We start from the raw sequence: 21,638 nt of genomic DNA on the forward strand, positions 1-21,638 counted from the left end.
ATGTTGGTGAAGGGGTTCCCGGCTGACGTGTTCGGCACCAACTGTTACGTGGTGGCGACCGGGCCGGGCGAGCAGTGTGTCGTCGTCGATCCCGGCATCGGGGTGATCGACCGGCTCAACGCGTTGATCGAGGAGCACCGGCTGCATCCGGCGGCCGTGCTGCTGACCCACGGCCACCTCGACCACACGTTCTCGGTGACGCCGGTGTGCGGCGCGCGGGGTGTGACGGCGTACATCCATCCCGACGACCGTGAGCTGCTCAAGGACCCGAGCAAGGCGATCAACTCGATCGACCCGCGCACGCTGCTGGGCGGCCTGGAGTGGAGCGAGCCCGACGACGTCGCGGAGCTCACCGACGGCGCGGTGGTGAGCCTCGCGGGGCTGGAGTTCACGATCGACCACGCGCCGGGCCACACGCGCGGCTCCGTGCTCATCCGGGTGCCCGGGCCCGACTCGGTCGAGGTCTGCCTCTCCGGCGACGTGCTATTCGCCGGCTCGGTCGGCCGCGTCGACCTGCCCGGCGGCAGCATGGACGCCATGGTCGCGAGCCTGCGCGACAAGATCCTGCCGCTCGCCGACGAGACCGTCGTGCTGCCCGGCCACGGACCGGCGACGACGATCGGGCGCGAGCGCGCCACCAACCCGTACCTTCTACAAGTCGCCGAGGCTGGAACAGTTTTATGAGCAAGCCGACGCCGATCTCCGGCTTTCCCGAGTGGCTCCCGCCGCAGCGGATGATCGAGCAGTACGTCATCGACCACATCCGCCGCACCTTCGAGCTTTACGGCTTCGCACCACTGGAGACCCGTGCCGTCGAGCCGCTCGACCAGCTGCTGCGCAAGGGCGAGACCTCGAAAGAGGTGTACGTGCTGCGCCGGCTCCAGGCCGCCGAGGGCGAACGCGACGACGAGCTGGGGCTGCACTTCGACCTGACCGTCCCGTTCGCCCGATTTATCCTTGAAAACGCCGGCAAGCTCACCTTCCCCTTCCGGCGTTACCAGATCCAGAAGGTGTGGCGGGGCGAGCGGCCGCAGGAGGGGCGCTACCGCGAGTTTCTCCAGGCCGACATCGACATCGTCGACCGCGACACGCTGCCGCCGCACTACGAGGCCGAGATCCCGCTGGTGATCGGCGACGCGCTCGGCTCGCTGCCGATTCCCAAGATCCGCATCCAGGTCAACAACCGCAAGGTGTGCGAGGGCTTCTACCGCGGCCTCGGGCTGACCGACCCGGACGCGGCGCTGCGCGCGATCGACAGGCTCGACCGGATCGGCCCGGACAAGGTGGCCGACCTGCTGATCGAGACCGCCGGCGCCGACGAAAAGCAGGCCGCCGCCTGCCTGAGCCTCGCCGAGATCTCCGCGCCGGACGGGTCGTTCGCCGACCGGGTCCGTGCCCTCGGCGTCACCCACCCGCAGCTCGACGAGGGCCTCGACGAGCTGCTGCGCGTGGTCGAGGCGGCCGCCGAGCACGCGCCCGGCCTCTGCGTCGCCGACCTGCGGATCGCCCGCGGCCTCGACTACTACACCGGCACCGTCTACGAGACCCAGATGATCGGGTACGAGAAGTTCGGCTCGATCTGCTCCGGCGGCCGATACGACAACCTCGCCACCGCGGGCAACGACCGCTTCCCCGGCGTGGGCATCTCGATCGGGGTGTCCCGCCTGCTCGGCCTCCTCTTCGGGGCGGACGCGCTCACGGTCAGCCGCGCGGTGCCGACGGCGGTGCTTGTCGCGCTGCCGACCGAAGAGCGGCGCGGCGAGTGCGACCGGATCGCCGCCACGCTGCGCCGGCGCGGCATCGCCACGGAGGTGGCGCCGAGCGCCGCCAAGTACGGCAAGCAGATCCGCTTCGCCGAGCGGCGCGGCATCCCGTTCGTGTGGTTTCCGGGCGCCGAGGGCGAGGCCGACACGGTCAAGGACATCCGCTCCGGCGAGCAGGTCGAAGCCGACGCCGCGGCCTGGACCCCACCGGATGCCGACCTGCGGCCGAGCGTGCGCTAATGCGGCGGCCACAAGCCTTCACCGGGTGAGCCGGCCAACGTTTGGGCGGGCACGGCGGCGCGGCGGCCCCTAACTGCTACGCCGCCGTGCCCGCGGCTTCACTGGATCTCGAATAGCAGGCAGGACGACGTGGCGTGCGCGACGAGCCGGCCGGACCCGTCGGTGAGCCGTGCCTCGGCCAGGGCGGTCCGCCGGCCCTGGGAGATCACCGTGCCCTCGCACCGCAGCAGGCCGGAGGCGATGGTCACCGGCCGGAGAAACTTCACGTTGAGGTCGAGCGTGGTGTAGCCGACCCCGGCCGGGAGCGTCGAGTGCACCGCGCAGCCGGCCGCCGTGTCCAGCAGCGTCGAGAGCACACCGCCGTGCACCGAGCCCAGCGGGTTGTAGTGGAACTCCTGGGGCTCCATCTCGACGATCACGCGCCCCTCGTCGGGCACGAAGCGGGACATCCCGAGCAGGTGCATCACCGGCGGGGCGGGCAGCTCGCCCGCGGCCATCGCCCGCAGCAGATCCAGCCCGGAACGCCGCCCGACCAGCGCCGCGTTGCCAGCGGGGTCGGACCACTCGAACGTCCGGCTCCGCACGCCGGTGTCCTCGCCGGGCGCTGCCTGAGTCTGCGTCATGGACGCAGCCTGTCACTCATTTGCTGGGTCTGTCAATGAGACTTAGGCTCGGCGTTGTGAGACCTCAGGCACTCGACTGGTCGGTGGAAAACTGCACGATCGCCCGCGCGATGACCATCTTGGGCGAAAAGTGGACGTTCGTCGTGCTCCGCGACATCTTCGCCGGCATCCGCCGCTTCGACGACATGCGCCACCGCACCGGCATCCCCCGCCAGGTGCTGACCAACCGCCTGGCCATGCTCGTCGACAACGGCGTGCTGCGCCGCGTGCCCTACCGCGAGCCGGGTGCCCGCCCCCGCCACGAGTACCGCCTGACGGAGAAGGGCTTCGACCTCTATCCGGTGCTGGTCGCCATCGCCGAGTGGGGCAACCGCTACCTCGCCGACCCGGAAGGCCCACCGGTGGCCATCGTCCACCGCGACTGCGGCGAGGAGGTCCACTCGGTGATGCGCTGCGCCGGCGGCCACGAGGCACTCAAGCCCCGCGAGGTGGTCACCGCCCCGGGCAAGGGCGCCCACCGTCGCTGACCCGCGCTTTTTAGCGCGATTTCCAGACGCCCGCGGTAGCTCAAATGACGAAGCCGGTCGGCTTACGCTCCCGACGTGACGCGGTATGCGTCGAAGACGCCGTCGACCTTGCGGACCGCGGCCAGCAGATGACCAAGGTGCTTCGGGTCGGCCATCTCGAAGGAGAAGCGGCTTACCGCCACGCGGTCGCGGGTCGTGGTGACCGTGGCGGACAGGATGTTGACGCGCTCGTCGGACAGGACGCGGGTGACGTCGGCCAGCAGCTTGTGCCGATCCAACGCCTCGACCTGGATCGCCACCAGGAACGTGGACGCCGAGGTCGGCTTCCAGGTCACCTCGACGATGCGGTCGGTCTGTGCCTTGAGGTCTTCGGCGTTGGCGCAGTCGTCGCGGTGGACGCTGATGCCGCCCGAGCGGGTGACGAAGCCGAACACCGCGTCGCCCGGCACCGGCGTGCAGCAGCGCGCCAGCTTGATCCAGACGTCGCTCACGCCGCGGACGACCACGCCCGGGTCCTGCACCGACTGGCGGGCCCTCGGCGGGCGGGTGGCGACGGCGGTCTCGGCGATGTCTTCGACCGCGCCCTCCTCGCCGCCGTAGCCCTGGACGAGCCGCTGGACCACCGACTGGGCGGAGACCTGGTTTTCGCCGACCGCCGCGTACAGGGACGCCACGTCGGCCAGGTGCAGGTCGCGGGCGATCGCCATCAGCGCTTCGGTGGTGAGCATGCGGGTCAGCGGCAGGCCCTGGCGGCGCATCGCCTTGACGATCGACTCCTTGCCGGCCTCGATCGCCTCCTCGCGGCGCTCCTTGTTGAAGTACTGCCGGATCTTCGTGCGGGCGCGGGGGCTCTTGACGAAGCCGAGCCAGTCTTGCGAGGGGCCGGCCGTCTCCGACTTGGACGTGAAGATCTCGATCACGTCGCCGTTGGACAGCGTCGACTCCAGCGGCACGAGCTTGCCGTTGACCCGCGCGCCGATGCACTTGTGTCCGACCTCGGTGTGCACCGCGTACGCGAAGTCGACCGGCGTGGAGCCCGTCGGCAGCGGGATCACGTCGCCCTTGGGCGTGAAGACGTAGACCTCCTGGCTGGAGAGGTCGAACCGGAGCGCGTCGAGGAACTCGCTCGGGTCGCTCGCCTCCCGCTGCCAGTCGAGCAGCTGCCGCAGCCACGTCATCTCGTCGATGTGGGCCGGCGGCCCGACGATCGTGGCGCCCTTCTGCTCTTTGTACTTCCAGTGGGCGGCGATGCCGAACTCCGCCGTGCGGTGCATGCCCAGCGTGCGGATCTGCATCTCCACTGGCTTGCCGGTCGGGCCGATCACGGTGGTGTGCAGCGACTGGTACATGTTGAACTTCGGCATCGCGATGTAGTCCTTGAACCGGCCCGGCACCGGCTGCCAGTTGGCGTGGATGACACCCAACGCCGCGTAGCAGTCGCGCACCGTGTCGACAAGGATCCGGACGCCGATCAGGTCGTAGATGTCGTTGAAGTCGCGGCCCCGCACGATCATCTTCTGGTAGATCGAATACAGGTGCTTGGGGCGGCCGGTCGTCTCCGCCTTGATCTTGGCGGCCTTGAGATCCATCTGGACCTTCTGCGTCACCTGGCGCAGCAGCGTGTCACGCTGCGGCTGGTGCTCGCCGATCAGCCTGTTGATCTCCTCGAACCGCTTGGGAAACAGCGTGCCGAACGCGAGGTCTTCGAGCTCCCACTTGATGGTGTTCATGCCCAGGCGATGGGCCAGCGGGGCGAGGATCTCCAGCGTCTCCTTGGCCTTCTGCTCCTGCTTGGGGCGCGGGAGGAAGGTCAGCGTGCGCATGTTGTGCAGGCGGTCGGCGAGCTTGATGACGAGCACGCGCGGGTCTTTGGCCATCGCGACGACCATCTTGCGGATGGTCTCGGCCTTGGCCGCGTCGCCCAGCTTGACCTTGTCGAGCTTGGTCACGCCGTCGACCAGCAGGGCCACCTCGCCGCCGAACTCGGTGCGCATCTCGTCGAGCCCGTACTCGGTGTCTTCGATCGTGTCGTGCAGCAGCGCCGCCACCAGCGTGGTGGTGTCCATGCCCAGGTTGGCCAGGATGGTGGCCACGGCCAGCGGATGCGTGATGTACGGATCGCCGGACTTGCGGTATTGCCCCGAGTGCCACTGGGCGGCGACGTCGAAGGCACGCTGCAACAGCCGCGCGTCGGCCTTGGGATGGCACGCGCGGTGGGTAGCGATCAGCGGCTCGAGCACCTCGCTGACCTGCGGGGTCTGCCAGGGCGCGTTGAACCGGGCCAGCCGCGCCCGCACCCGGCGCCCGGTCGGCGCGACGGCCCAACCGGACGCGGTGGCCGCCTCGGCCGACTCGTCGTCGTGGTCGTCATGGTTGGCAGACTCAGCCGGGAACGGCACGACCACACCGGCGCCCTCCGCGCCGCTGTCGACGGCCTCGGCGGGTGCGTTGCTAGCGGCGGTCGCCACCTCTTGCTGACCGGGCTGCGCCTCGCCAGTCGGATGCACGCTGCCCTCCACTGAATGGGCGACGTCCTGCTGAGACACCGGCCTCCTCACCCTCGCCGGGGAATGACACCGACCGTATCCGGCCAGCACCACCCTCCGCTACCCACGCCCGTACCGATCCTGGCCGGCCGCGGAACGCAATCCTACCCGTCGGCCCAGGCCAGAGCCGCTTTAGACGGTCAGGAGGGCATGAACCTCACGGGGTGCCAGCCTCTCCCGCCCGGGCAGGAACGACAACTCCAGCAACACGGTGAACCCGACGACTGTTCCCCCGGCGCGCTCCACCAGCTCCAGTGTGGTGGCGGCGGTGCCGCCGGTGGCCAGCACGTCGTCGACCACCAGCACCCGCTCGCCCGGCCGGAAGGCGTCCTGGTGTACCTCCAGCGTGGCCTCGCCGTACTCCAGCTCGTACGACCCGCGGTGGGTGGCGCGGGGCAGCTTGCCGGCCTTGCGCACCGGCACCACACCGACCCCGGTGGCGTACGCGATGCCGGCGGCGATCAGGAAGCCACGCGCCTCGATGCCGGCCACCACGTCGAACGAGCCGGCCCCGTAGTGCGCCGCGATCCCGTCGACGACCTCGCGAAAGACCGGCCCGTTCGCGAACAGCGGGGTCAGGTCCTTGAAGAGGATGCCCGGCTTGGGAAAGTCGGGCACGTCCACGGTGTTGCTCGCCACGATCTCCGCGAGGTCAGCCACGCGAAACTCCTTCGCTCATGGTCAGGGCGCCCCTCGACCTACTCGAAGGACGCCCTGATCGCGGATGAACTCAGTGTCGCTTGCCGCCCCGCGGCCGGCTGCCGGAGCGGCCGCCCCGGTTGCCGGACGGGCGCTTGGCGGTCGGCCGGGCGCCCACCTTCGGCGCGGCGCCGGCCAGCGCCGCCACCTCGGCGTCGTCGTGCTGCTCGGCCGGCTTCGACTGCTTCGGCGAGCGGCTCGTCTTCGGCGCCACCTCGCCACGGGCGATCGCCGAGCGGCGGGCCAGCACGCGCTGGGTGTGCGCCTGGTACTTCGGCTCGAAGCTCTTGAGCGTGGTCAGCACCGGAGTCGCGAAGAAGATCGACGAGTACACCGCGATGCCCATACCCACGAAGAGCACGAGGCCGAGGTCGCGGAGGGTACCCGCGCCAAGGAGGCCGGCCCCGATGAACAGGAGGCCACCGACGGGCAGCAGCGCGACGAGGCCGGTGTTGATCGACCGCATCAGCGTCTGGTTGACCGCGAGGTTGGCCGCCTCGGCGTACGTCTGTGTGCTGCTCGCCGTGATGCCGCGGGTATTTTCCTGCACCTTGTCGAACACCACCACGACGTCGTACAGCGCGAAGCCGAGGATGGTGAGGAAACCGATGATCGTCGACGGGGTGATCTCGAAGCCGACGATCGAGTAGATGCCGGCGGTGAGCACAAGGTTGAACAGCAGCGAGGAGACCGCGGCGACGGACATCCGCCACTCGAACCGGACGATCAGGTAGAGCATCACGACCGCGATGAAGATGACCAGGCCGAGCAGCGCCCGCTCGGTCACCTGGGCGCCCCACGCGCCGCTCACCCGGCTGTTGCTGATCTCGCCCGCCGGGATGCCGAACGCCTGGACGAGGTGCTCCTTGACCGCCTCGGACTGCTCCGGCTCCATCTCCGAGGTGCGGATCAGGTAGGTGCCGTCGCCGCCGCCGACCTGCTGGGTGGAGGCCACACGCAGCGGGTCGCCGTCGGGGTTGGGCACGCTGGCGAGCGCCTCCTCGACCGTGCTCTCCGCGTGCTGAAGCGTGCCCACCGAGGCCGGCACCTGGAACTCGTTGCCACCGGAGAACTCGATACCCAGCGTGAAGCCGCGCGCGAAGAAGCTGATCACGGCGATCAGCACGGCCACCGCGGCGACGGTGAACCAGATCCTGCGCTTGCCGACGATGTTGAGGTCGGCGTCGCCCTTGTAGAGCCTGGTAGCGAGACCACTCATGGGGTCACGCCTCCTTCACGCGCGTGCGGGGTTTCGCCGGCTGGTCGGCGGGTTCCTTTTCGAGGACCCGGCCGAGGCCGCTGACCCGCGGCGAGAGGAACGCGCGGGTCCGCGCGAACATCGCCATGATCGGATGACGGAAGAGGAACACGACCACCAGGTCGAGCACGGTGGCGAGGCCGAGGGCGAACGCGAAGCCCTTCACCGTGCCGACGGACACGATGTAGAGGACCACGGCCGCCATGATCGTGATCGCGTTGGCCGAGATGATCGTGCGGCGGGCCCGGGCCCACGCGCGCGGGACGGCGCTGCGCGGACTTCGACCCTCGCGTATCTCGTCTTTGAGTCGCTCGAAGTAGATGACGAACGAGTCCGCCGCCACACCTAGCGACACGATGAAGCCCGCGATGCCGGCGAGGTTGAGCGTGTAGCCGATCTGCCGGCCGAGCACGATCAGCGCGCCGAAGACCAGCAGGCCGGACAGGATCAGGCTCAGGAAGATCACGGTGCCGAGCAGGCGGTAGTAGAAGAACGAGTAGATGATGACCAGCAGCATGCCGATGCCCGCGGCCAGCAGACCGGCCTTCAGGTGCTCGGTGCCGAGCGTCGCGGAGACGTTCTGCACCTCCTGCTGGGTGAAGGTCAGCGGCAGCGCGCCGTAGCGGAGCTTGCCGGCGAGCTCGTTGGCCGACTTGGAGCTGAAGCTGCCGGTGATCTGCGAGTCGCCGGTCAGCACGCCCTGGATCTCCGGCGAAGAGATCACCTGGTTGTCGAGCACCACCGCGACGCGGCACTTGCCCTGGTCGCCGAGCGCGGACGCGTCGCAGCCGCCGCCGGTGTTTTCGAACGCCTCGCGGGTCAGCGCGGTCCACTTCTTCTGGCCGTCGCCGGTGAAGTCGAGCGAGACGACCCAGTCGCCGCCCTGCTGGTCGAGCACGCCGCTGGCGTCGGAGACGTCGGTGCCGAGCACCTTCGCCACGTCGAGGAACATCTTCTGCGACGCCTCGCACGAGACCGCCTGCTTGGCCGGGTCCTGGATCGAACCCGGCGGGCGGCTGTCGAGCTGGGCGCAGCCGATGGTCGGCACGTTGAACTGCATCTTGGGGTCGAGGACCGACACCTCCGGCCCGTCGAGCTTGGTGAACGCCTCGAACGACTTCGCCGCCGTCGGGTCGGTGCTCAGGTCCGGCGGGGCCTCCAGCGCGCTGGCCGCGGCCCACGCGGCGTCGCCGACCTTGCGCTTGGCGTCGGCCAGCAGCTGCTCGGGCGTCCGGGTGCCGCTCTGGTCCTCCTCGGTCGCGGCGGTGCCGGTCGCGCTCGGCGTGGGCGTCGGCGTCGCCGACGGAGACCCGGACGGTGCCGGTGCGCCGCCACCCTGGCCGCCGCTCGCCGACGCGCTCGGCGTCGGCGTCGCGCCGGTGGCCGAGGGCGTGGGCGTCGCGGTGCCGGACGGGGTCGCGCTCGGCGCCACCGCCGCCGCGGACGCGTCACCCGTGACCTTGAGGACCTTGCGGAACCGCAGCTCCGCCGCCTGGCCGAGGTTGGCCAGCGCGTCATCGCTCTCGCCGGCCAGCGAGACCACGATGTTTCGGTCGCCCTCGGTCACCACCTCGGCCTCGGAGACGCCGTACGCGTTTGCCCGGCTCTCGATGATCTGGCGGGCCTCTTCGAGCTGGTCTGCCTGGGGCGCCTGGCCGTTCGACGTGGTGGCCGTGTAGGTCACCCGGCTGCCGCCGATGAGGTCGAGGCCGAGCTTGGGCTCCAGCCGATCCGTGATGCTGCCGCTACCGCCGAGGAAGACCAGCAGGTAGAGGACGACGAAGATCAGGCCGAGCACGGCCAGCTGCCGCCCTGGGCGCATCTGTCCCTGAGGTGGTGCCACGGCTGTCGGGTCTCCTGTGCGGTATAGATGTGGGCCGGCCGGCGAGCCGGCGGCTGGGCAGGGTCGAACGGGTGGTGTGGGGACGCCGCCCGCTCAGCGGATCAGTCTTTGTTGGCGTCGGCCTCGTCGACGACCTTTTCGGCCGCGGGGGCCTCCTGCGGCGTCGCGCCGCTGACGACGCGGGCGATGGCGGGGCGGGCGTAGCGGTTTTGCACGCCGGGCGCGACCTCGAGCGTGACGGTGTCGTCGTCGACGCTCACCACGTGACCGTAGAGGCCGCCGATCGTCACCACCTCGGCGCCGGGGCCGAGCGTCGCCTGCATCTGCTCCGCCTCGCGACGGCGCTTCTGCTGCGGGCGGATCATCATGAAGTACATGACGCCGAACAGCAGGACGATCATGAGAATCGGCATGAAGCTACCGGCGCCGCCGGAGTTTGCTGCCAAAGGCACGATAGATGACCTTCCAATTTTGACCCACACCCGGCGCGGGGGCACCGGAGCGCAGGCGTGATCTCACGTCCTGTACGGACCGCGGCGAAGTCTAATCCCTGTCGCTGTGAACACCGAACTTGGCACAGATCACGTTCAGATCACGGGATATCCAGGGACGACTATGGCTCGGCCGAAAACAGGTCGGGCGCCGGGCCGGCACCCGTGCCGAACGTACCATTTGGTGGGGTTCGTCCAAGATGGTGCCAGGCCGCTTCGGTGGCGACCCGGCCCCGCGGGGTGCGTGCCAGCAGCCCCGCACGCACCAGGAACGGCTCGCACACCTCCTCCACCGTGTCGGGCTGCTCCCCCACCGCGACCGCCAGCGTCGAGAGCCCCACCGGCCCGCCTCGAAACGAGTCGACCAGCGCGACGAGCACCGCCCGGTCGAGCCGGTCCAGGCCGAGGCCGTCCACGTCGTACACCTGGAGGGCGGCCCGAGCCGTCTCCAGGCTGACGATGCCGTCGGCCCGCACCTCCGCGAAGTCGCGCACCCGGCGCAGCAGCCGGTTGGCGATGCGCGGCGTGCCCCGCGACCGCCCGGCGATCTCCACGGCGCCCTCTTCGGTGATCGGCACGCCGAGGATGCGCGCCGACCGGTGCAGCAGCGTGCGCAGGTCGTCCGCGGAGTAGAAGTCGAGGTGCGCGACGAACCCGAACCTGTCGCGCATCGGCCCGGTCAGCAGCCCCGACCGCGTGGTGGCGCCGACCAGCGTGAACGGCTCCACGTCGAGCGGGATCGCGGTCGCGCCCGGCCCCTTGCCGACCACCACGTCGACCCGGAAGTCTTCCATCGCGCTGTACAGCAGCTCCTCCGCCGGCTTCGCGATGCGGTGGATCTCGTCGATGAAGAGCACGTCTCCCTCGGCGAGGCTGGTCACGATCGCGGCCAGGTCGCCGGAGCGCTCGATCGCCGGCCCGCTCGTCACCCGGATGCCGACGCCGAGCTCCGCCGCCACGATGTTCGCCAGCGTGGTCTTCCCCAACCCGGGCGGGCCGGACAAAAGGATGTGGTCGGGTGGGGTGCCGCGGCCCATCGCGCCGCGCAGGAGCAGGTCGAGCTGGTCGCGTACCCGATGCTGGGCGATGAAGTCGGCCAGGCGCTTCGGGCGGACGCTGACCTCGGCGTCGCGCTCCGCTTCGGAGGCCAGCGCGGAGACGATCCCCGGATCGGTCATCGGGTCTTACCGAGCAGGCGGATCGCCTGCTTGAGCAGGACCGGCACCGGCGGCGTGGTGCCGTCGACGGTCTCGGCCACCGCGGCGACCGCCTGATCGGCCTGCGACGCGGTCCAGCCGAGCCCGACCAGGCCCTGCCGCACCTGCTCCTGCCACGCGCCGACCAGCACGCCGGCGCTCTCGTCGGTGCCCACCGCGACCGGACCGATGCGGTCGCGCAGCTCCAGGACCAGCCGCTCGGCGCCCTTCTTGCCGATGCCCGGCACCCGGGTCAGCGTCGCGGTGTCGCCGGTGGCGATCGCCTTGCGCACCGTGTCGGGCGAGTGCACGGCCAGCACCGCCTGGGCCAGCCGCGGGCCGACGCCGCTCGCGGTCTGGAGCAGCTCGAAGAGCATCTTCTCCTCGTCGTCGGCGAAGCCGTACAGCGTCAGCGAGTCTTCCCGCACGACGAGGCTCGTGGCGAGCCGGGCCTCGGCGCCCTGCCGCAGCCCGGCGAGGGTGCCGGGTGCGCAGTGCACGGCGAGGCCCACCCCGCCCACCTCGATGACGGCGCCGTCGGGCGACACCGCCGCGACCCTCCCCCGCACGCTGGCGATCATCTACTACCCCTCCGTCTCATGGCTCGCCCCCGCGGTCGCTAGCGCGCCCGGCGATGCTCACTCGCTGTCGCCGAGCGTTGGTGCCTCGACGCGGCGGCCGCCAGCTTGGAGCGTGTGCCGCCGCGCCAGATGTGACAGATGGCCAGGGCGAGGGCGTCGGCGGCGTCCGCCGGCTTGGGTGGCGCGTCAAGCTTGAGCAGGCGGGTCACCATCGACGTGACCTGCGCCTTGTCCGCCTGGCCCGACCCGGTGATGGCCGCTTTGACCTCGCTCGGCGTGTACGTGCTGACCGGCAGCCCGGCCCGGGCACCGGCGAGCACCGCGACGGCGCTGGCCTGGGCGGTGCCCATCACGGTGCGCACGTTGTGCTGGCTGAACACCCGCTCGACCGCCACGCTGCGTGGCTGGTGCTCGGCGACGAGGTCGGTGAGCGAGCGGTCGAGGTGAAGCAGGCGGAGCGAGAGGTCGTCGGCCGGGTCGGTGTAGACCACGTAGTAGGCCACCAGCGTGCACGGCCGGCCGGGCACGCCCTCCACGACGCCGACCCCGCACCGGGTCAGCCCCGGGTCGACGCCGAGCACGCGCATGCGACGACCCCTCCCGCTACACACCACGTACGTGTGTTCGACACACTAGCGGGTGGCCGCCTCAGCGCCGCGCAATGCCCGCCAGCAGCGTGTCGACCACCCGCTCGGGCAGGTTGTCACTGTCGAGGTCGGGGTCCCAGGTGAAGACCTTCTGCATCACCACCGGACCGGTGAGCATGACCATGGCCAGCTCGACGTCGAGGTCGGCGCGGAGCTCCCCGGTCGCTATGCCGCGGCGCAGCACCTCGCGGGTCAGCTCCCGCCGGGGCTGCACGATCTCCTGATATATCGCGTACTGCTCCGGGCTGCGGTGCAGCTCCGGCACGAGACACGGCATGATCTTGGCGGCGCGGGGGTCGGCGTTGCGCCCGACGCCGCTCATCAGCAGCACCAGGTCTTCGCGGACCGAGTCGCCCTTGGGCTTGGCCGGCTGCCCCTTGAGCGTGCGGAGAGCGTCGACGAGCAGCGCCTGCTTGCCCGACCAGCGCCGGTAGATGGTGGCCTTGCCGACGCCGGCCCTGGCCGCGATCGCCTCGATGGACAGCGACTCGATCGTGCTGCCCTCGGCGAGCAGGTCGAGCACCGCCTCGATGATCGCCTCATCCACGCGGGCGCTCCGCGGTCGCCCAGGCGACCGCGGAGCACTCTCGACACCCTCACTCACCGTAGTCACGGTATGCATTGTCGCCGATCCTAAGAGGCCGCTGCCAGTTCCGGCCGCTCCGCTGGCGCGTCGACCGGCTGCGGCTCCGGCGCCGGCTTGCCCGGCATCCAGCGCAGCACCATGAGCACGCCCAGCGCCGCGAGGATCGCACCGATCGCCGCGGTCCAGTGCATGGCCGTGACGAACGCGTGGTTCGCCGCGTCGATCACCGCGCCGCCGGCCGGGCCGAGCCGGTCGGCCACGCCGTAGGCACCCGAGATCGACTCCTCCGCCGCCTCCCGTGCCGGGCCGGGCAGCGCCTGGGCGGCGCCGTCGACCTGGCCGCGGTACACGCTGGCCAGCACCGAGCCGAGCACGGCCACGCCGAGCGCGCCGCCGACCTGGCGGACGGTGTTGGCCACCGCCGAGCCCACGCCGGCCCGCTCACGCGGCAGCGCGGACATGATCGACTCCATCGCCGGCGGCATGAGGTTGGCCATCCCGACGCCCTGGATGAAGAAGAGCACCCCGACCACCCAGATCGGCGTGTCCACACCGAGGAAGGCGAAGCCGGCGATGCCGACCGTGGCCAGCGTCAGGCCGACCGCGGAGACGGCCTTCGCGCCGTACCGCTTGACCATGACCGCACTGCGCGGCGCGAACGCCATCTGCGCCGCCGCGAACGGCAGGAGCAGCAGGCCGGTCTCCAGCGGGCTGTAGCCGCGCACCAGCTGGAGGTAGAAGGAGCTGAAGAAGAACACGCCGAGCGCCGCGAAGAAGAGCAGGCCGATCAACGCCACCGGAACCGCGAACCGCGGCACCTTGAACAGGCGCACGTCCAGCGACGGGAACTCGACGCGCCGCTCGTACGCGACGAAGGCCACGAGGACCGCGAGGCCGCCGACGATCGACGCCCAGACGACCGGCCGGCCGAAGCCGTGCTCACCGCCGTCGATGATGCCGTACGAGAGGGCGACGAGGCCCACGACGGACAGCAGCACGCCGACGATGTCGATCTTGCCGGGGCGCGGGTCGCGCGACTCGGGCACCATGATCGCCACCGCGACGAGGCCAGCCAGGATCACCGGCACGTTGATCAGGAAGACCGAGCCCCACCAGAAGGTCTCCAGCAGCGCGCCGCCGAGGATCGGGCCGATCGCGATGCCGAGACCGACCGAGCCGGACCAGATCGCGATGGCGCGGGCGCGCTCGCGCGGGTCGAAGACGTTCGAGATGATCGACAGCGTCACCGGCATGATGAACGCGCCGCCGAGACCCATCAACGCGCGGGCCCAGATCAGCTGGGTGGGCGTCTGGGCGTAGGCGGACAGCAGCGACGCCAGCCCGAAGAGCACCAGGCCGATGGTGAGGAAGCGCTTTCGGCCGTAGCGGTCGCCGAGGATGCCGGCCGTGAAGAGCAGGCCGGCGAAGACCAGCGTGTACGAGTTGATGGACCACTCCAGCTCACCCTGGCTGGCCCCCAGACCGTGCTGCGGGTCTGCGAGCGTACGCAGTGCCACGTTGAGCACGGTGTTGTCGAGGACCACCACGAGGAGGCTGACGACGAGGACGCCCAGGATGGCCCAGCGCCTTGGGTGTCCGGTGTTGACTTGCGGTTGCACTAGACGTGCTCCCCCCGATACGGAACGGTCTCGTATTACTCCGCGAGCGACGCTACGCCGACAGGAAGCGATACGGAACCGTCTCGTATCTAAAAGTGGGGGCCGTCACACCAGCGCGTTCAGCGCCATGTCGACGTCGGCTTCCGTGGAGTACACGTGGAAGGACGCCCGCACGCGACCGGCCCGCACGGCCGCGCGGACGCCGGCCTTCGCCAGGCGCTCCTCGGCACCCGGCACGTCGACGGCGACGATGGCGCTGTCGCTCGGCGGGCGGCCGAGCCCGGCGAGAAAGCGGTTGGCCATCGCCACGTTGTGCGCGCCGATCTCCGCCAGGCCGATGCGCTCGATCAGCTCCAGCGAGGGCACCGCGCCCACGCAGCTGAACCACGCCGGCGAGAGGTCGAACCGCCGCGCGTCCGGGGCGAGCCGCAGCGGCGGGCCGTAGTAGGAGTCGTGCACGTCCTCCCCCGCGAACCACCCGGCCGCCGAGGGTGTGAGCCGCTCCCGCAACCCCGGCGCCAGGTAGGCGAAGGCGAGCCCGCGCGGCCCCATCAGCCACTTGTAGGTGGTGACGGCCACCGCGTCCGCGAGCCCCGCGTCGAAGGGCAGCCACCCGCACGCCTGCGACGCGTCCACCACGACAAGGGCACCGTGCGCGCGGGCGGCGGCCACGATCTCCCGGTACGCGGCGACCGCGCCGTCCGCGGACTGCACGAGGCTGAACGCCACGAGGTCGGTGCCCGCGTCGATCGCCTCGACCAGCTTGCCGGCGGGCACGGTGCGGACGCGCACGCCGCGCGCCTCCTGGGCCAGCCAGGGGAAGAGGTTGGAGGTGAACTCGACCTCCGGCACCACCACCCGCGCCCCGGCCGGCAGCGCGGCGGCGACGGGCGCGAGCATCTGCGACACCGTCGCGCCCGTGGCCACGTCGGCGGCGGGCACGGCCATGATGCGGGCGGCGGCTTCGCGGGCCAGGCCGGTCGCCGCGCCCCAGCCCTCCCACGAGGTACGCCCGACGCGCCAGTCCGCGAGCGCCCCTTGCAACGCCTCCCACGCGGGCCGGGGCGGGAGTCCGTAGCTCGCCGTGTTGAGCCAGCCGGGCTCCGCGTCCCAGAGCCCTTGCGCCTCCGCAAGATCCATACCGTCCAGGCTAGGCCGCTCCAGAGCTGTTGCATTCATGATTTTCGACTTCTACCCTGTCCGTACCGCGCGCATTTCTACCCATAGATGTCGAAACCGTCGATCGAAGCGCTTCGAAGCCGTTTTCGACAGTGAGGAGGGCACCCTCATGCGCAGAGCCTCGTTCACCGCACTACTCGTCGCGATCGTCCTCGGCCTCTCGGCGGCGCCCGCACAGGCGGCCGCCTGGTCCTCGAGCGACCGCTGGGGCACGTGGAACAACGGCGGCTACACCCTCTACAACAACATCTGGGGCAGCGGCTACGGGCCACAGACGATCTGGGCGAACTCGTACAGCAACTGGGGCGTCTGGGCCAACCACCCCAACACCGGCGGGATCAAGTCCTACCCCAACTCCACCCGCGCCGTGAACCGCCGGCTCAGCTCGCTGGGCAGCGCGACGAGCAGCTTCAACGTGACCGTGCCGAACGCGGGCGCCTACACCAGCGCGTACGACATCTGGGCCGACGGCCACACCTACGAGATCATGCTGTGGATGAACAAGGTCGGCCCGGTGGGTCCGCTCGGCTCGTTCCAGACCAACGTGTCGGTCGGCGGCCACAGCTGGGCGGTGTACCGCGGGTCGAACGGCTCCAACCAGGTCTTCTCGTTCATCCGCTCGTCGAACACGAACTCGGGCTCGGTCGACATCCGCGCCATCATGAACTGGATCCGCGGCCGAGGCTGGTTCGGCGACGTCACGCTGAGCACCGTCCAGTTCGGCTACGAGATCACCAGCTCGAGCGGCGGCATGGACTTCCGCACGAACAGCTTCTCGGTGGCCTACAGCTGAGGCCGTCAGCGCAACGCGCGCGGGTCGGGGTGGAGGGACTCGGGCAGGCGTACACGGATGAACTCGTTGTCGTCGGCGAGGCCCGGCCTGCGCGTCGCGTTCGAGGGGTAGTTGTTGTCGTTGAGCACGCCGATCGTCCGGGCGTCCAGCAGGATCAGGCCCTCGATCGTGAAGAACGGAAACCGGAACACCGGGCCGAACCCGCCCAGCCCGTCCGGGTTGGCGATGTCGAGCAGGTCCGCGACCAGCGTCTTGTCCAGCTTGCCGTCGCCGTTCCGGTCGCGGCGGTCGGCCAGGTACACCTTCTTGAACACCGCGGCGTCACCGGACGTGCCGTCCCGCTCGAGGACCAGGAAGCGGTTTGCGTCCACGGTCACGACGTCCGCGGCCGCGTGGGTCGGCGACTCCAGCGCGTAGGTCCACCGCTTGTCCGTGTACGCCCCCGCCTTCAGGTCGAACTCGTACATCCGCAGCTCGCCCGCCGGGTCGCCGGTCACCGTGCCCTCGAGCACCGGGTAGAGGTAACGGCCGTCCGGCGAGATCGCGAGGCTCTCGTATCCGCGGCTACCGCCGAGGTTCGGGGTGCCACCGCCGAGGTCGGGGTTCTCCGGTGCGAAGACGCCGGGCGTCGGGATCGGCGCGGAGAGCAGGCGGCCGGTGCGGTCGACGTGGAGCAGGAAGGGCCCGAACTCGTCGCCCAGCCAGTACGTGCCGTCCACCGCCCGCACGATCGACTCCACGTCGAAGTCGGCACCGGTGAGCACCCGGTCCGGGCGGGTCAGGGCGAAGGGCACCTTGCCGTCCGGGTCGGTGAGGTGGAAGCCGCCCAGCACGTCGATCGCGCCGGTGCCGAAGACCGGGGCGATCCGCTGTACCCGCAGCGCGAAGTCGGCGCTGTTCGCCTTGGTGCCGTACCCGTTGTCGGAAAGCACCTCGAAGGTCCCGCCACCGCCGCGGACGATGCCGGAGAAGCCCTGCACCGGCTGGTCCGCGAACGGCGGCCGCACCCCGTTGACGGGTGCGGTGCCGAGCGCCGCGCCGGAGGGTTCGCTGGCCGGCACGTACGTCTGGGCCGGCAGGGCCGCGAAACCCGTGAGCGTGGGCACGTCGACGTCGCCGTCGTGTGCTCGGGTGGGGGCGGAGACGAGGCCGAGGACGAGTGCGGCGGCCCCCGCGGCGGCCGCCGTCCGGCGGGCATTCGATCGCATGGCCGCTCACGATAGCGCTGACCTCTTTCACAAACCTTTCACCGATGCGGCCGGGCCAACCAACCCGCACACCGACGCCGCTTCCGAGGTTGGGTCCCGGGGCCGGCCGCGGCGCAGAGCGGCGGCCCCGGGGGTCGGTGGGTCAGGCCCGCGACGCGGCTGGCACCGCCGGGGCGGGCGAGACCGGTGCCGGGGTGGCGGGCTCGTCGTCGTCGAGCATCGTTGTCTCGTCGAAGGGGTCGTCGCCGGCCAGGACCGCGCGGGCGCGGTCGCGGTCGAACTCGCCGGTCCAGGTTCCGATGAGGACGGTCGCGACGGCGTTGCCGGCGAAGTTGGTCAGGGCTCGCGCCTCGGACATGAAGCGGTCGATGCCGACGATCAGGCCGACGCCGTCGACCAGGTCGGGGCGGTGGCTCTGTAGGCCGCCGGCCAGCGTGGCCAGGCCCGCTCCGGTGATGCCGGCCGCGCCTTTGGACGCGATGATCATGAACAGCAGCAGGGAGATCTGCTCGCCGACCGACAGCGGGTCGCCCATGGCCTCCGCGACGAACAGTGACGCCATCGTCAGGTAGATGGCCGTGCCGTCGAGGTTGAAGGAGTAGCCGGTCGGCACCGTGATGCCGACGACCGGCTTGCTGACGCCGAAGTGCTCCATCTTCGCGATCAAGCGCGGCAGCGCCGACTCGGACGAGGACGTGGAGAGGATCAGCAGGAACTCGCGGCCCAGGTAGCGCAGCAGCGCGAAGATGTTGATCCGCGCGACCACCCACAGCAGGGTCGAAAGGATCACGAAGACGAAGATGGCGCAGGTGGCGTAGAAGCCGAACATGATCTGGGCGAGGCTCTTGAGCGCGTCCACGCCGGTGGCGCCGACCACGGCGGCCATCGCACCGAAGGCGCCGATCGGTGCCAGCCACATGATCATGGTGAGGATGCGAAACACCAGCCGCTGGATCACGCCGACGGCGCGCAGCACCGGCTCGCCGCGGGTACCCATCGCCTGCACGGCGAAGCCGACCAGCAGGGCCACGAGCAGCGTCTGGAGCACCTCGCCCTCGGTCAGCGCGGAGACGAGCGAGGTCGGGATGATGCCGAGTACGAAGTCGGCCAGGCCTTCGTCGGGCGCGTTGCCGGCCTGCTCCCGCCCGGCCTCGGCGGCGGTGCCGGTCAGGTCCAGGCCCGAGCCGGGGTGGATGAGGTTGCCGACGACCAGGCCGATCGCCAGCGCCACGGTGGACATGGCCAGGAAGTAGCCGAGCGCGAGCCCGCCGACGCGGCCGACCTTGGCCGCCTGGCGCACCGAGCCGACGCCGAGCACGATCGTGCAGAAGATGACCGGGCTGATCATCATCTTGATCAGCGCGACGAAGCCAGTGCCGAGCGGCTTGAGCTCCTTGGCCACGTCCGGCACCAGCAGGCCGAGGGTCACGCCGGCGACGACGGCGACGACCACGGCTATGTAGAGGAAGTGCGTGCGGTCCCGCCGGACCCGGGGGACGGGGGTCTGGGTGTCCATGCCGCAGACTGTGGTCTGGGTCTCACCGGAAAGCACCGTTACGTTCATTCTGTTCACCGGCGGTACCCGGATCGGAAACAGCTCGATGACACGCAGATGGAGCATCGCGGGGCAGCTCTTCGCCCTCCAGGTGCTGGTCGTGACGCTCCTCGTGGCGGGCGGCACGGCCGCCGCCGTGCTGCTCGCGCGCGACGACGCCCGCGACGCCGCGGCCGACGAGGTGACCGCTGTGGCGGAGACGGTGGCACACGCGCCCTTCGTCGCCGAGGCGCTCGCCTCCCCCGACCCGACGCGCCGCCTCCAGCCGTACGCGGAGGCCACCCGGCTCGCGACCGAGACCGACTTCGTCGTGGTGATGGCGCCCGACCGCACCCGCTACACGCATCCCAACCGCGACCTGATCGGCAAGCCGTTCATCGGCACGATCGACGCGGCGCTGGCCGGCGACCAGATCGTCGAGGAGTACACCGGCACGCTGGGCCCGTCGGTACGCGCCGTCGTCCCGGTGCGCGGCGACGGCGGCGCCGTCGTGGGGCTCGTCTCCGTCGGCATCACCACCGAGGCGATCAACCGCGAGCTGCTGCGCCAGGCGCCCGCGGTCGGCACGGCCACCGCGGCCGCGCTCGCCCTCGCCGGGGTCGGGGCGTGGCTGCTCAGCCGCCGCCTCCGCCGCCAGACGCACGGGCTCGGACCGGCCGAGATGACGAGGATGTACGAGTACTACGACGCCGTACTCCACTCCGTGCGCGAAGGCCTCGTGGTCGTGGACCGGGGCGGGCGGGTGGCCCTGGTCAACGACGAGGGGCGGCGCCTGCTCGGCCTGCCCGAGGCGGTGGCCGACCGCCGCGTCGAGGAGCTCGACCTGCCGCCCGCGGTCGGCGACCTGCTCGCCTCCGGCCGGCCCGCCGCCGACGAGCCGCTGCTGGCCGGCCACCGGGTGCTTGTCGCCAACCAGCAGGTGACCCGATTCGAGGGGCGGCCGCTCGGCACGGTCCTCACGCTGCGCGACCATACCGAGCTGCGCGCGCTGACCGGCGAGCTCGACTCGGTACGCGGGCTGACCGAGGCGCTGCGCGCCCAGGCGCACGAGGCGGCCAACCGGCTGCACACCGTGCTCACGCTGGTCGAGCTGGGACGCACGGACGACGCGGTGCGGCTGGCGACCGAGGAGCTGGCCCTCGCCCAGCAGCTCACCGACCGGGTGGTGGGCGCGGTGACCGAGCCGGCGCTGGCCGCGCTGCTGCTCGGCAAGTCGTCGCAGGCCAGCGAACGCGGCGTGGAGCTGGTCGTCGACGAGGAGTCGCGGCTGGACGGCGAGCCGCTACCCACCCGCGACCTGCTGACCGTCGTCGGCAACCTCGTCGACAACGCCCTGGAGGCGGTGACCGGCACCGACCCGCCGCGCCGCGTCACCGTGCTCGTGCGGGGCACCGCCGAGCAGGTGCTCGTGCGGGTCACCGACACCGGGCCGGGGGTGCCGGCGGACCAGGTGGCGGACGCGTTCCGGCGGGGTTGGTCGACCAAACGCGAGGGCCGCGGCCTCGGGCTCGCACTGGTGGGGCAGGTGATCCAGCGGTACGGCGGCACCTACGAGGTGTCGGCCGCGCCGACGGTCTTCACGGTGCGGCTTCCGGTGCCATGACGATTCGGGTTCTCGTCGTGGAGGACGAGCCGCTGATCGCGGACGCGCATCGGGAGTACACCGAGCGGGTCGCCGGGTTCGCGGTCGTGGGCGTCGCGCACTCGGCCCGCGACGCGCTCGCCGTGCTGCGGGCCGAGCCCGTCGACCTCGTACTCCTGGATCTCAACCTGCCGGACCGGCACGGCCTGGAGGTGTGCCGGGCGCTGCGGGCGGCCGGGAGCGCCACCGACGTGCTGGCGGTGACGTCCGCACGCGACATCGCGATGGTGCGGGCGGCGGTGGCACTGGGGGTGACGCACTACCTGCTCAAGCCGTTCACGTTCGCGGCGTTCCACGACAAGCTGCTGGCGTACGCGCGCTACCGCGCCCAGGTGCAGGCGGCCGGTGAGGTGGCGGCGCAGCACGAGGTGGACCGGGTCTTCGCCGCGTTGCGTGGCGGCGCGGCGGCGTCGCTGCCGAAAGGGCTCGACGCGGGCACGCTCGACCGGGTGCTGGCCGCGCTGCGGGCGTCGGTGACGCCGCTGTCCGCGGCCGAGGTGGCGGCGCTCACCGGCACGTCGCGGGTCACCGCGCGCCGATACCTGGAGCACCTCGCGGAGACCGGCCGGGTGGAACGCTCCTCGCGGTACGGCGGCCCGGGGCGGCCCGAGGTGGAGTACGTGATCGCGTAGCGCTTCAGCC

General features: G+C 71.0%; 20 protein-coding genes. 6 read left to right on the forward strand and 14 right to left on the reverse strand.

Annotated features, from left to right (window positions below; translation table 11 throughout):
• Both ACTMTJ_RS36080 and hisS read left to right on the forward strand, forming a co-directional pair.
• Window positions 1-684 (forward strand): MBL fold metallo-hydrolase, encoded by a 684-nt coding sequence (locus ACTMTJ_RS36080; protein ID WP_441223178.1) that lies wholly within the window; start codon window positions 1-3, stop codon window positions 682-684.
• On the forward strand, window positions 681-2,003 hold the full coding sequence (gene hisS, locus ACTMTJ_RS36085) for a histidine--tRNA ligase (RefSeq protein WP_441223179.1): 1,323 nt from the start codon (window positions 681-683) through the stop codon (window positions 2,001-2,003). Before ACTMTJ_RS36080 ends, hisS begins: the two co-directional genes overlap by 4 nt.
• A gap of 98 nt (window positions 2,004-2,101) precedes the next feature.
• On the opposite strand, the gene ACTMTJ_RS36090 is transcribed toward hisS, so the two are convergent.
• Complete coding sequence (locus ACTMTJ_RS36090) at window positions 2,102-2,626, reverse strand: PaaI family thioesterase (RefSeq protein ID WP_441223180.1); 525 nt, start codon at window positions 2,624-2,626, stop codon at window positions 2,102-2,104.
• A 56-nt stretch (window positions 2,627-2,682) separates the two neighbouring features.
• Between ACTMTJ_RS36090 and ACTMTJ_RS36095 the strand changes: the two genes are divergently transcribed.
• Window positions 2,683-3,153, forward strand: coding sequence for a winged helix-turn-helix transcriptional regulator (locus ACTMTJ_RS36095; RefSeq protein WP_441223181.1), 471 nt, complete (start codon window positions 2,683-2,685; stop codon window positions 3,151-3,153).
• Between the two features lie 62 nt (window positions 3,154-3,215).
• On the opposite strand, the gene ACTMTJ_RS36100 is transcribed toward ACTMTJ_RS36095, so the two are convergent.
• The 11 genes from ACTMTJ_RS36100 to ACTMTJ_RS36150 all read right to left on the reverse strand — a co-directional run bounded on the left by ACTMTJ_RS36100 (window position 3,216) and on the right by ACTMTJ_RS36150 (window position 15,759).
• Entirely contained in the window at window positions 3,216-5,672 is a 2,457-nt protein-coding gene (locus tag ACTMTJ_RS36100; RefSeq protein ID WP_441223311.1) for a RelA/SpoT family protein, read from the reverse strand.
• Window positions 5,673-5,831: 159 nt separating this feature from the next.
• Window positions 5,832-6,359: an adenine phosphoribosyltransferase gene (locus ACTMTJ_RS36105; protein WP_441223182.1), complete on the reverse strand. Its 528-nt coding sequence runs from the start codon at window positions 6,357-6,359 to the stop codon at window positions 5,832-5,834.
• A 70-nt stretch (window positions 6,360-6,429) separates the two neighbouring features.
• The gene (gene secF / locus ACTMTJ_RS36110) at window positions 6,430-7,617 is read right to left on the reverse strand and encodes a protein translocase subunit SecF (protein ID WP_441223183.1); all 1,188 of its coding nucleotides are present in this window, start codon (window positions 7,615-7,617) and stop codon (window positions 6,430-6,432) included.
• Between the two features lie 4 nt (window positions 7,618-7,621).
• The gene (gene secD, locus ACTMTJ_RS36115; RefSeq protein ID WP_441223184.1) at window positions 7,622-9,499 is read right to left on the reverse strand and encodes a protein translocase subunit SecD; all 1,878 of its coding nucleotides are present in this window, start codon (window positions 9,497-9,499) and stop codon (window positions 7,622-7,624) included.
• A gap of 101 nt (window positions 9,500-9,600) precedes the next feature.
• Window positions 9,601-9,912, reverse strand: coding sequence for a preprotein translocase subunit YajC (gene yajC / locus ACTMTJ_RS36120; protein ID WP_441223312.1), 312 nt, complete (start codon window positions 9,910-9,912; stop codon window positions 9,601-9,603).
• Window positions 9,913-10,112: 200 nt separating this feature from the next.
• Window positions 10,113-11,168, reverse strand: coding sequence for a Holliday junction branch migration DNA helicase RuvB (ruvB, locus tag ACTMTJ_RS36125; protein ID WP_441223185.1), 1,056 nt, complete (start codon window positions 11,166-11,168; stop codon window positions 10,113-10,115).
• Window positions 11,165-11,767 carry a Holliday junction branch migration protein RuvA gene (gene ruvA, locus ACTMTJ_RS36130; protein WP_441223186.1) on the reverse strand — a complete coding sequence of 201 codons (603 nt, stop codon included), beginning with the start codon at window positions 11,765-11,767 and terminating at the stop codon, window positions 11,165-11,167. The genes ruvB and ruvA overlap by 4 nt, the downstream gene beginning before the upstream one ends.
• Window positions 11,768-11,805: 38 nt before the next feature.
• Window positions 11,806-12,354: a crossover junction endodeoxyribonuclease RuvC gene (ruvC, locus tag ACTMTJ_RS36135; RefSeq protein ID WP_441223187.1), complete on the reverse strand. Its 549-nt coding sequence runs from the start codon at window positions 12,352-12,354 to the stop codon at window positions 11,806-11,808.
• A 61-nt stretch (window positions 12,355-12,415) separates the two neighbouring features.
• Window positions 12,416-13,036, reverse strand: coding sequence for a TetR/AcrR family transcriptional regulator (locus ACTMTJ_RS36140; protein ID WP_441223188.1), 621 nt, complete (start codon window positions 13,034-13,036; stop codon window positions 12,416-12,418).
• An 11-nt stretch (window positions 13,037-13,047) separates the two neighbouring features.
• Entirely contained in the window at window positions 13,048-14,619 is a 1,572-nt protein-coding gene (locus ACTMTJ_RS36145) for an MFS transporter (RefSeq protein WP_441223189.1), read from the reverse strand.
• Window positions 14,620-14,724: 105 nt separating this feature from the next.
• Window positions 14,725-15,759 carry an aminotransferase class V-fold PLP-dependent enzyme gene (locus ACTMTJ_RS36150; protein WP_441223190.1) on the reverse strand — a complete coding sequence of 345 codons (1,035 nt, stop codon included), beginning with the start codon at window positions 15,757-15,759 and terminating at the stop codon, window positions 14,725-14,727.
• A gap of 148 nt (window positions 15,760-15,907) precedes the next feature.
• On the opposite strand from ACTMTJ_RS36150, the gene ACTMTJ_RS36155 reads away from it, so the two are divergent.
• Window positions 15,908-16,591 (forward strand): GH12 family glycosyl hydrolase domain-containing protein, encoded by a 684-nt coding sequence (locus ACTMTJ_RS36155; protein ID WP_441223191.1) that lies wholly within the window; start codon window positions 15,908-15,910, stop codon window positions 16,589-16,591.
• Window positions 16,592-16,596: 5 nt separating this feature from the next.
• Here ACTMTJ_RS36155 and ACTMTJ_RS36160 read toward each other — a convergent pair whose 3' ends face one another.
• A complete protein-coding gene (locus ACTMTJ_RS36160; RefSeq protein ID WP_441223192.1) occupies window positions 16,597-17,799 on the reverse strand; it encodes an esterase-like activity of phytase family protein in 1,203 nt (400 codons plus the stop codon).
• A 142-nt stretch (window positions 17,800-17,941) separates the two neighbouring features.
• A complete protein-coding gene (locus tag ACTMTJ_RS36165; protein ID WP_441223193.1) occupies window positions 17,942-19,315 on the reverse strand; it encodes a cation:dicarboxylate symporter family transporter in 1,374 nt (457 codons plus the stop codon).
• 85 nt (window positions 19,316-19,400) lie between these two features.
• Here ACTMTJ_RS36165 and ACTMTJ_RS36170 point away from each other — a divergent pair, with 85 nt between their 5' ends.
• Both ACTMTJ_RS36170 and ACTMTJ_RS36175 read left to right on the forward strand, forming a co-directional pair.
• On the forward strand, window positions 19,401-20,957 hold the full coding sequence (locus ACTMTJ_RS36170) for a sensor histidine kinase (protein WP_441223194.1): 1,557 nt from the start codon (window positions 19,401-19,403) through the stop codon (window positions 20,955-20,957).
• The gene (locus tag ACTMTJ_RS36175; RefSeq protein WP_441223195.1) at window positions 20,954-21,628 is read left to right on the forward strand and encodes a response regulator; all 675 of its coding nucleotides are present in this window, start codon (window positions 20,954-20,956) and stop codon (window positions 21,626-21,628) included. Before ACTMTJ_RS36170 ends, ACTMTJ_RS36175 begins: the two co-directional genes overlap by 4 nt.
• Window positions 21,629-21,638 lie beyond the last annotated feature (10 nt).

Source organism: Phytohabitans sp. LJ34 (assembly GCF_052068095.1).
Lineage (GTDB): Bacteria > Actinomycetota > Actinomycetes > Mycobacteriales > Micromonosporaceae > Phytohabitans.

Bases quoted from the DNA above. Each gene is read 5' to 3' on its own strand.
- ACTMTJ_RS36080 (WP_441223178.1), top strand. From the start codon at position 1: ATGTTGGTGAAGGGGTTCCCGGCTGACGTGTTCGGCACCAACTGTTAC.
- ACTMTJ_RS36140 (WP_441223188.1), bottom strand. From the start codon at position 13,036: ATGCATACCGTGACTACGGTGAGTGAGGGTGTCGAGAGTGCTCCGCGG.
- ACTMTJ_RS36155 (WP_441223191.1), top strand. From the start codon at position 15,908: ATGCGCAGAGCCTCGTTCACCGCACTACTCGTCGCGATCGTCCTCGGC.
- ACTMTJ_RS36175 (WP_441223195.1), top strand. From the start codon at position 20,954: ATGACGATTCGGGTTCTCGTCGTGGAGGACGAGCCGCTGATCGCGGAC.
- ruvB (WP_441223185.1), bottom strand. From the start codon at position 11,168: ATGACCGATCCGGGGATCGTCTCCGCGCTGGCCTCCGAAGCGGAGCGC.
- hisS (WP_441223179.1), top strand. From the start codon at position 681: ATGAGCAAGCCGACGCCGATCTCCGGCTTTCCCGAGTGGCTCCCGCCG.
- ACTMTJ_RS36160 (WP_441223192.1), bottom strand. From the start codon at position 17,799: ATGCGATCGAATGCCCGCCGGACGGCGGCCGCCGCGGGGGCCGCCGCA.
- secF (WP_441223183.1), bottom strand. From the start codon at position 7,617: ATGAGTGGTCTCGCTACCAGGCTCTACAAGGGCGACGCCGACCTCAAC.
- ACTMTJ_RS36090 (WP_441223180.1), bottom strand. From the start codon at position 2,626: ATGACGCAGACTCAGGCAGCGCCCGGCGAGGACACCGGCGTGCGGAGC.
- ruvA (WP_441223186.1), bottom strand. From the start codon at position 11,767: ATGATCGCCAGCGTGCGGGGGAGGGTCGCGGCGGTGTCGCCCGACGGC.
- ruvC (WP_441223187.1), bottom strand. From the start codon at position 12,354: ATGCGCGTGCTCGGCGTCGACCCGGGGCTGACCCGGTGCGGGGTCGGC.
- yajC (WP_441223312.1), bottom strand. From the start codon at position 9,912: ATGCCGATTCTCATGATCGTCCTGCTGTTCGGCGTCATGTACTTCATG.
- ACTMTJ_RS36165 (WP_441223193.1), bottom strand. From the start codon at position 19,315: ATGGACACCCAGACCCCCGTCCCCCGGGTCCGGCGGGACCGCACGCAC.
- ACTMTJ_RS36170 (WP_441223194.1), top strand. From the start codon at position 19,401: ATGACACGCAGATGGAGCATCGCGGGGCAGCTCTTCGCCCTCCAGGTG.
- ACTMTJ_RS36150 (WP_441223190.1), bottom strand. From the start codon at position 15,759: ATGGATCTTGCGGAGGCGCAAGGGCTCTGGGACGCGGAGCCCGGCTGG.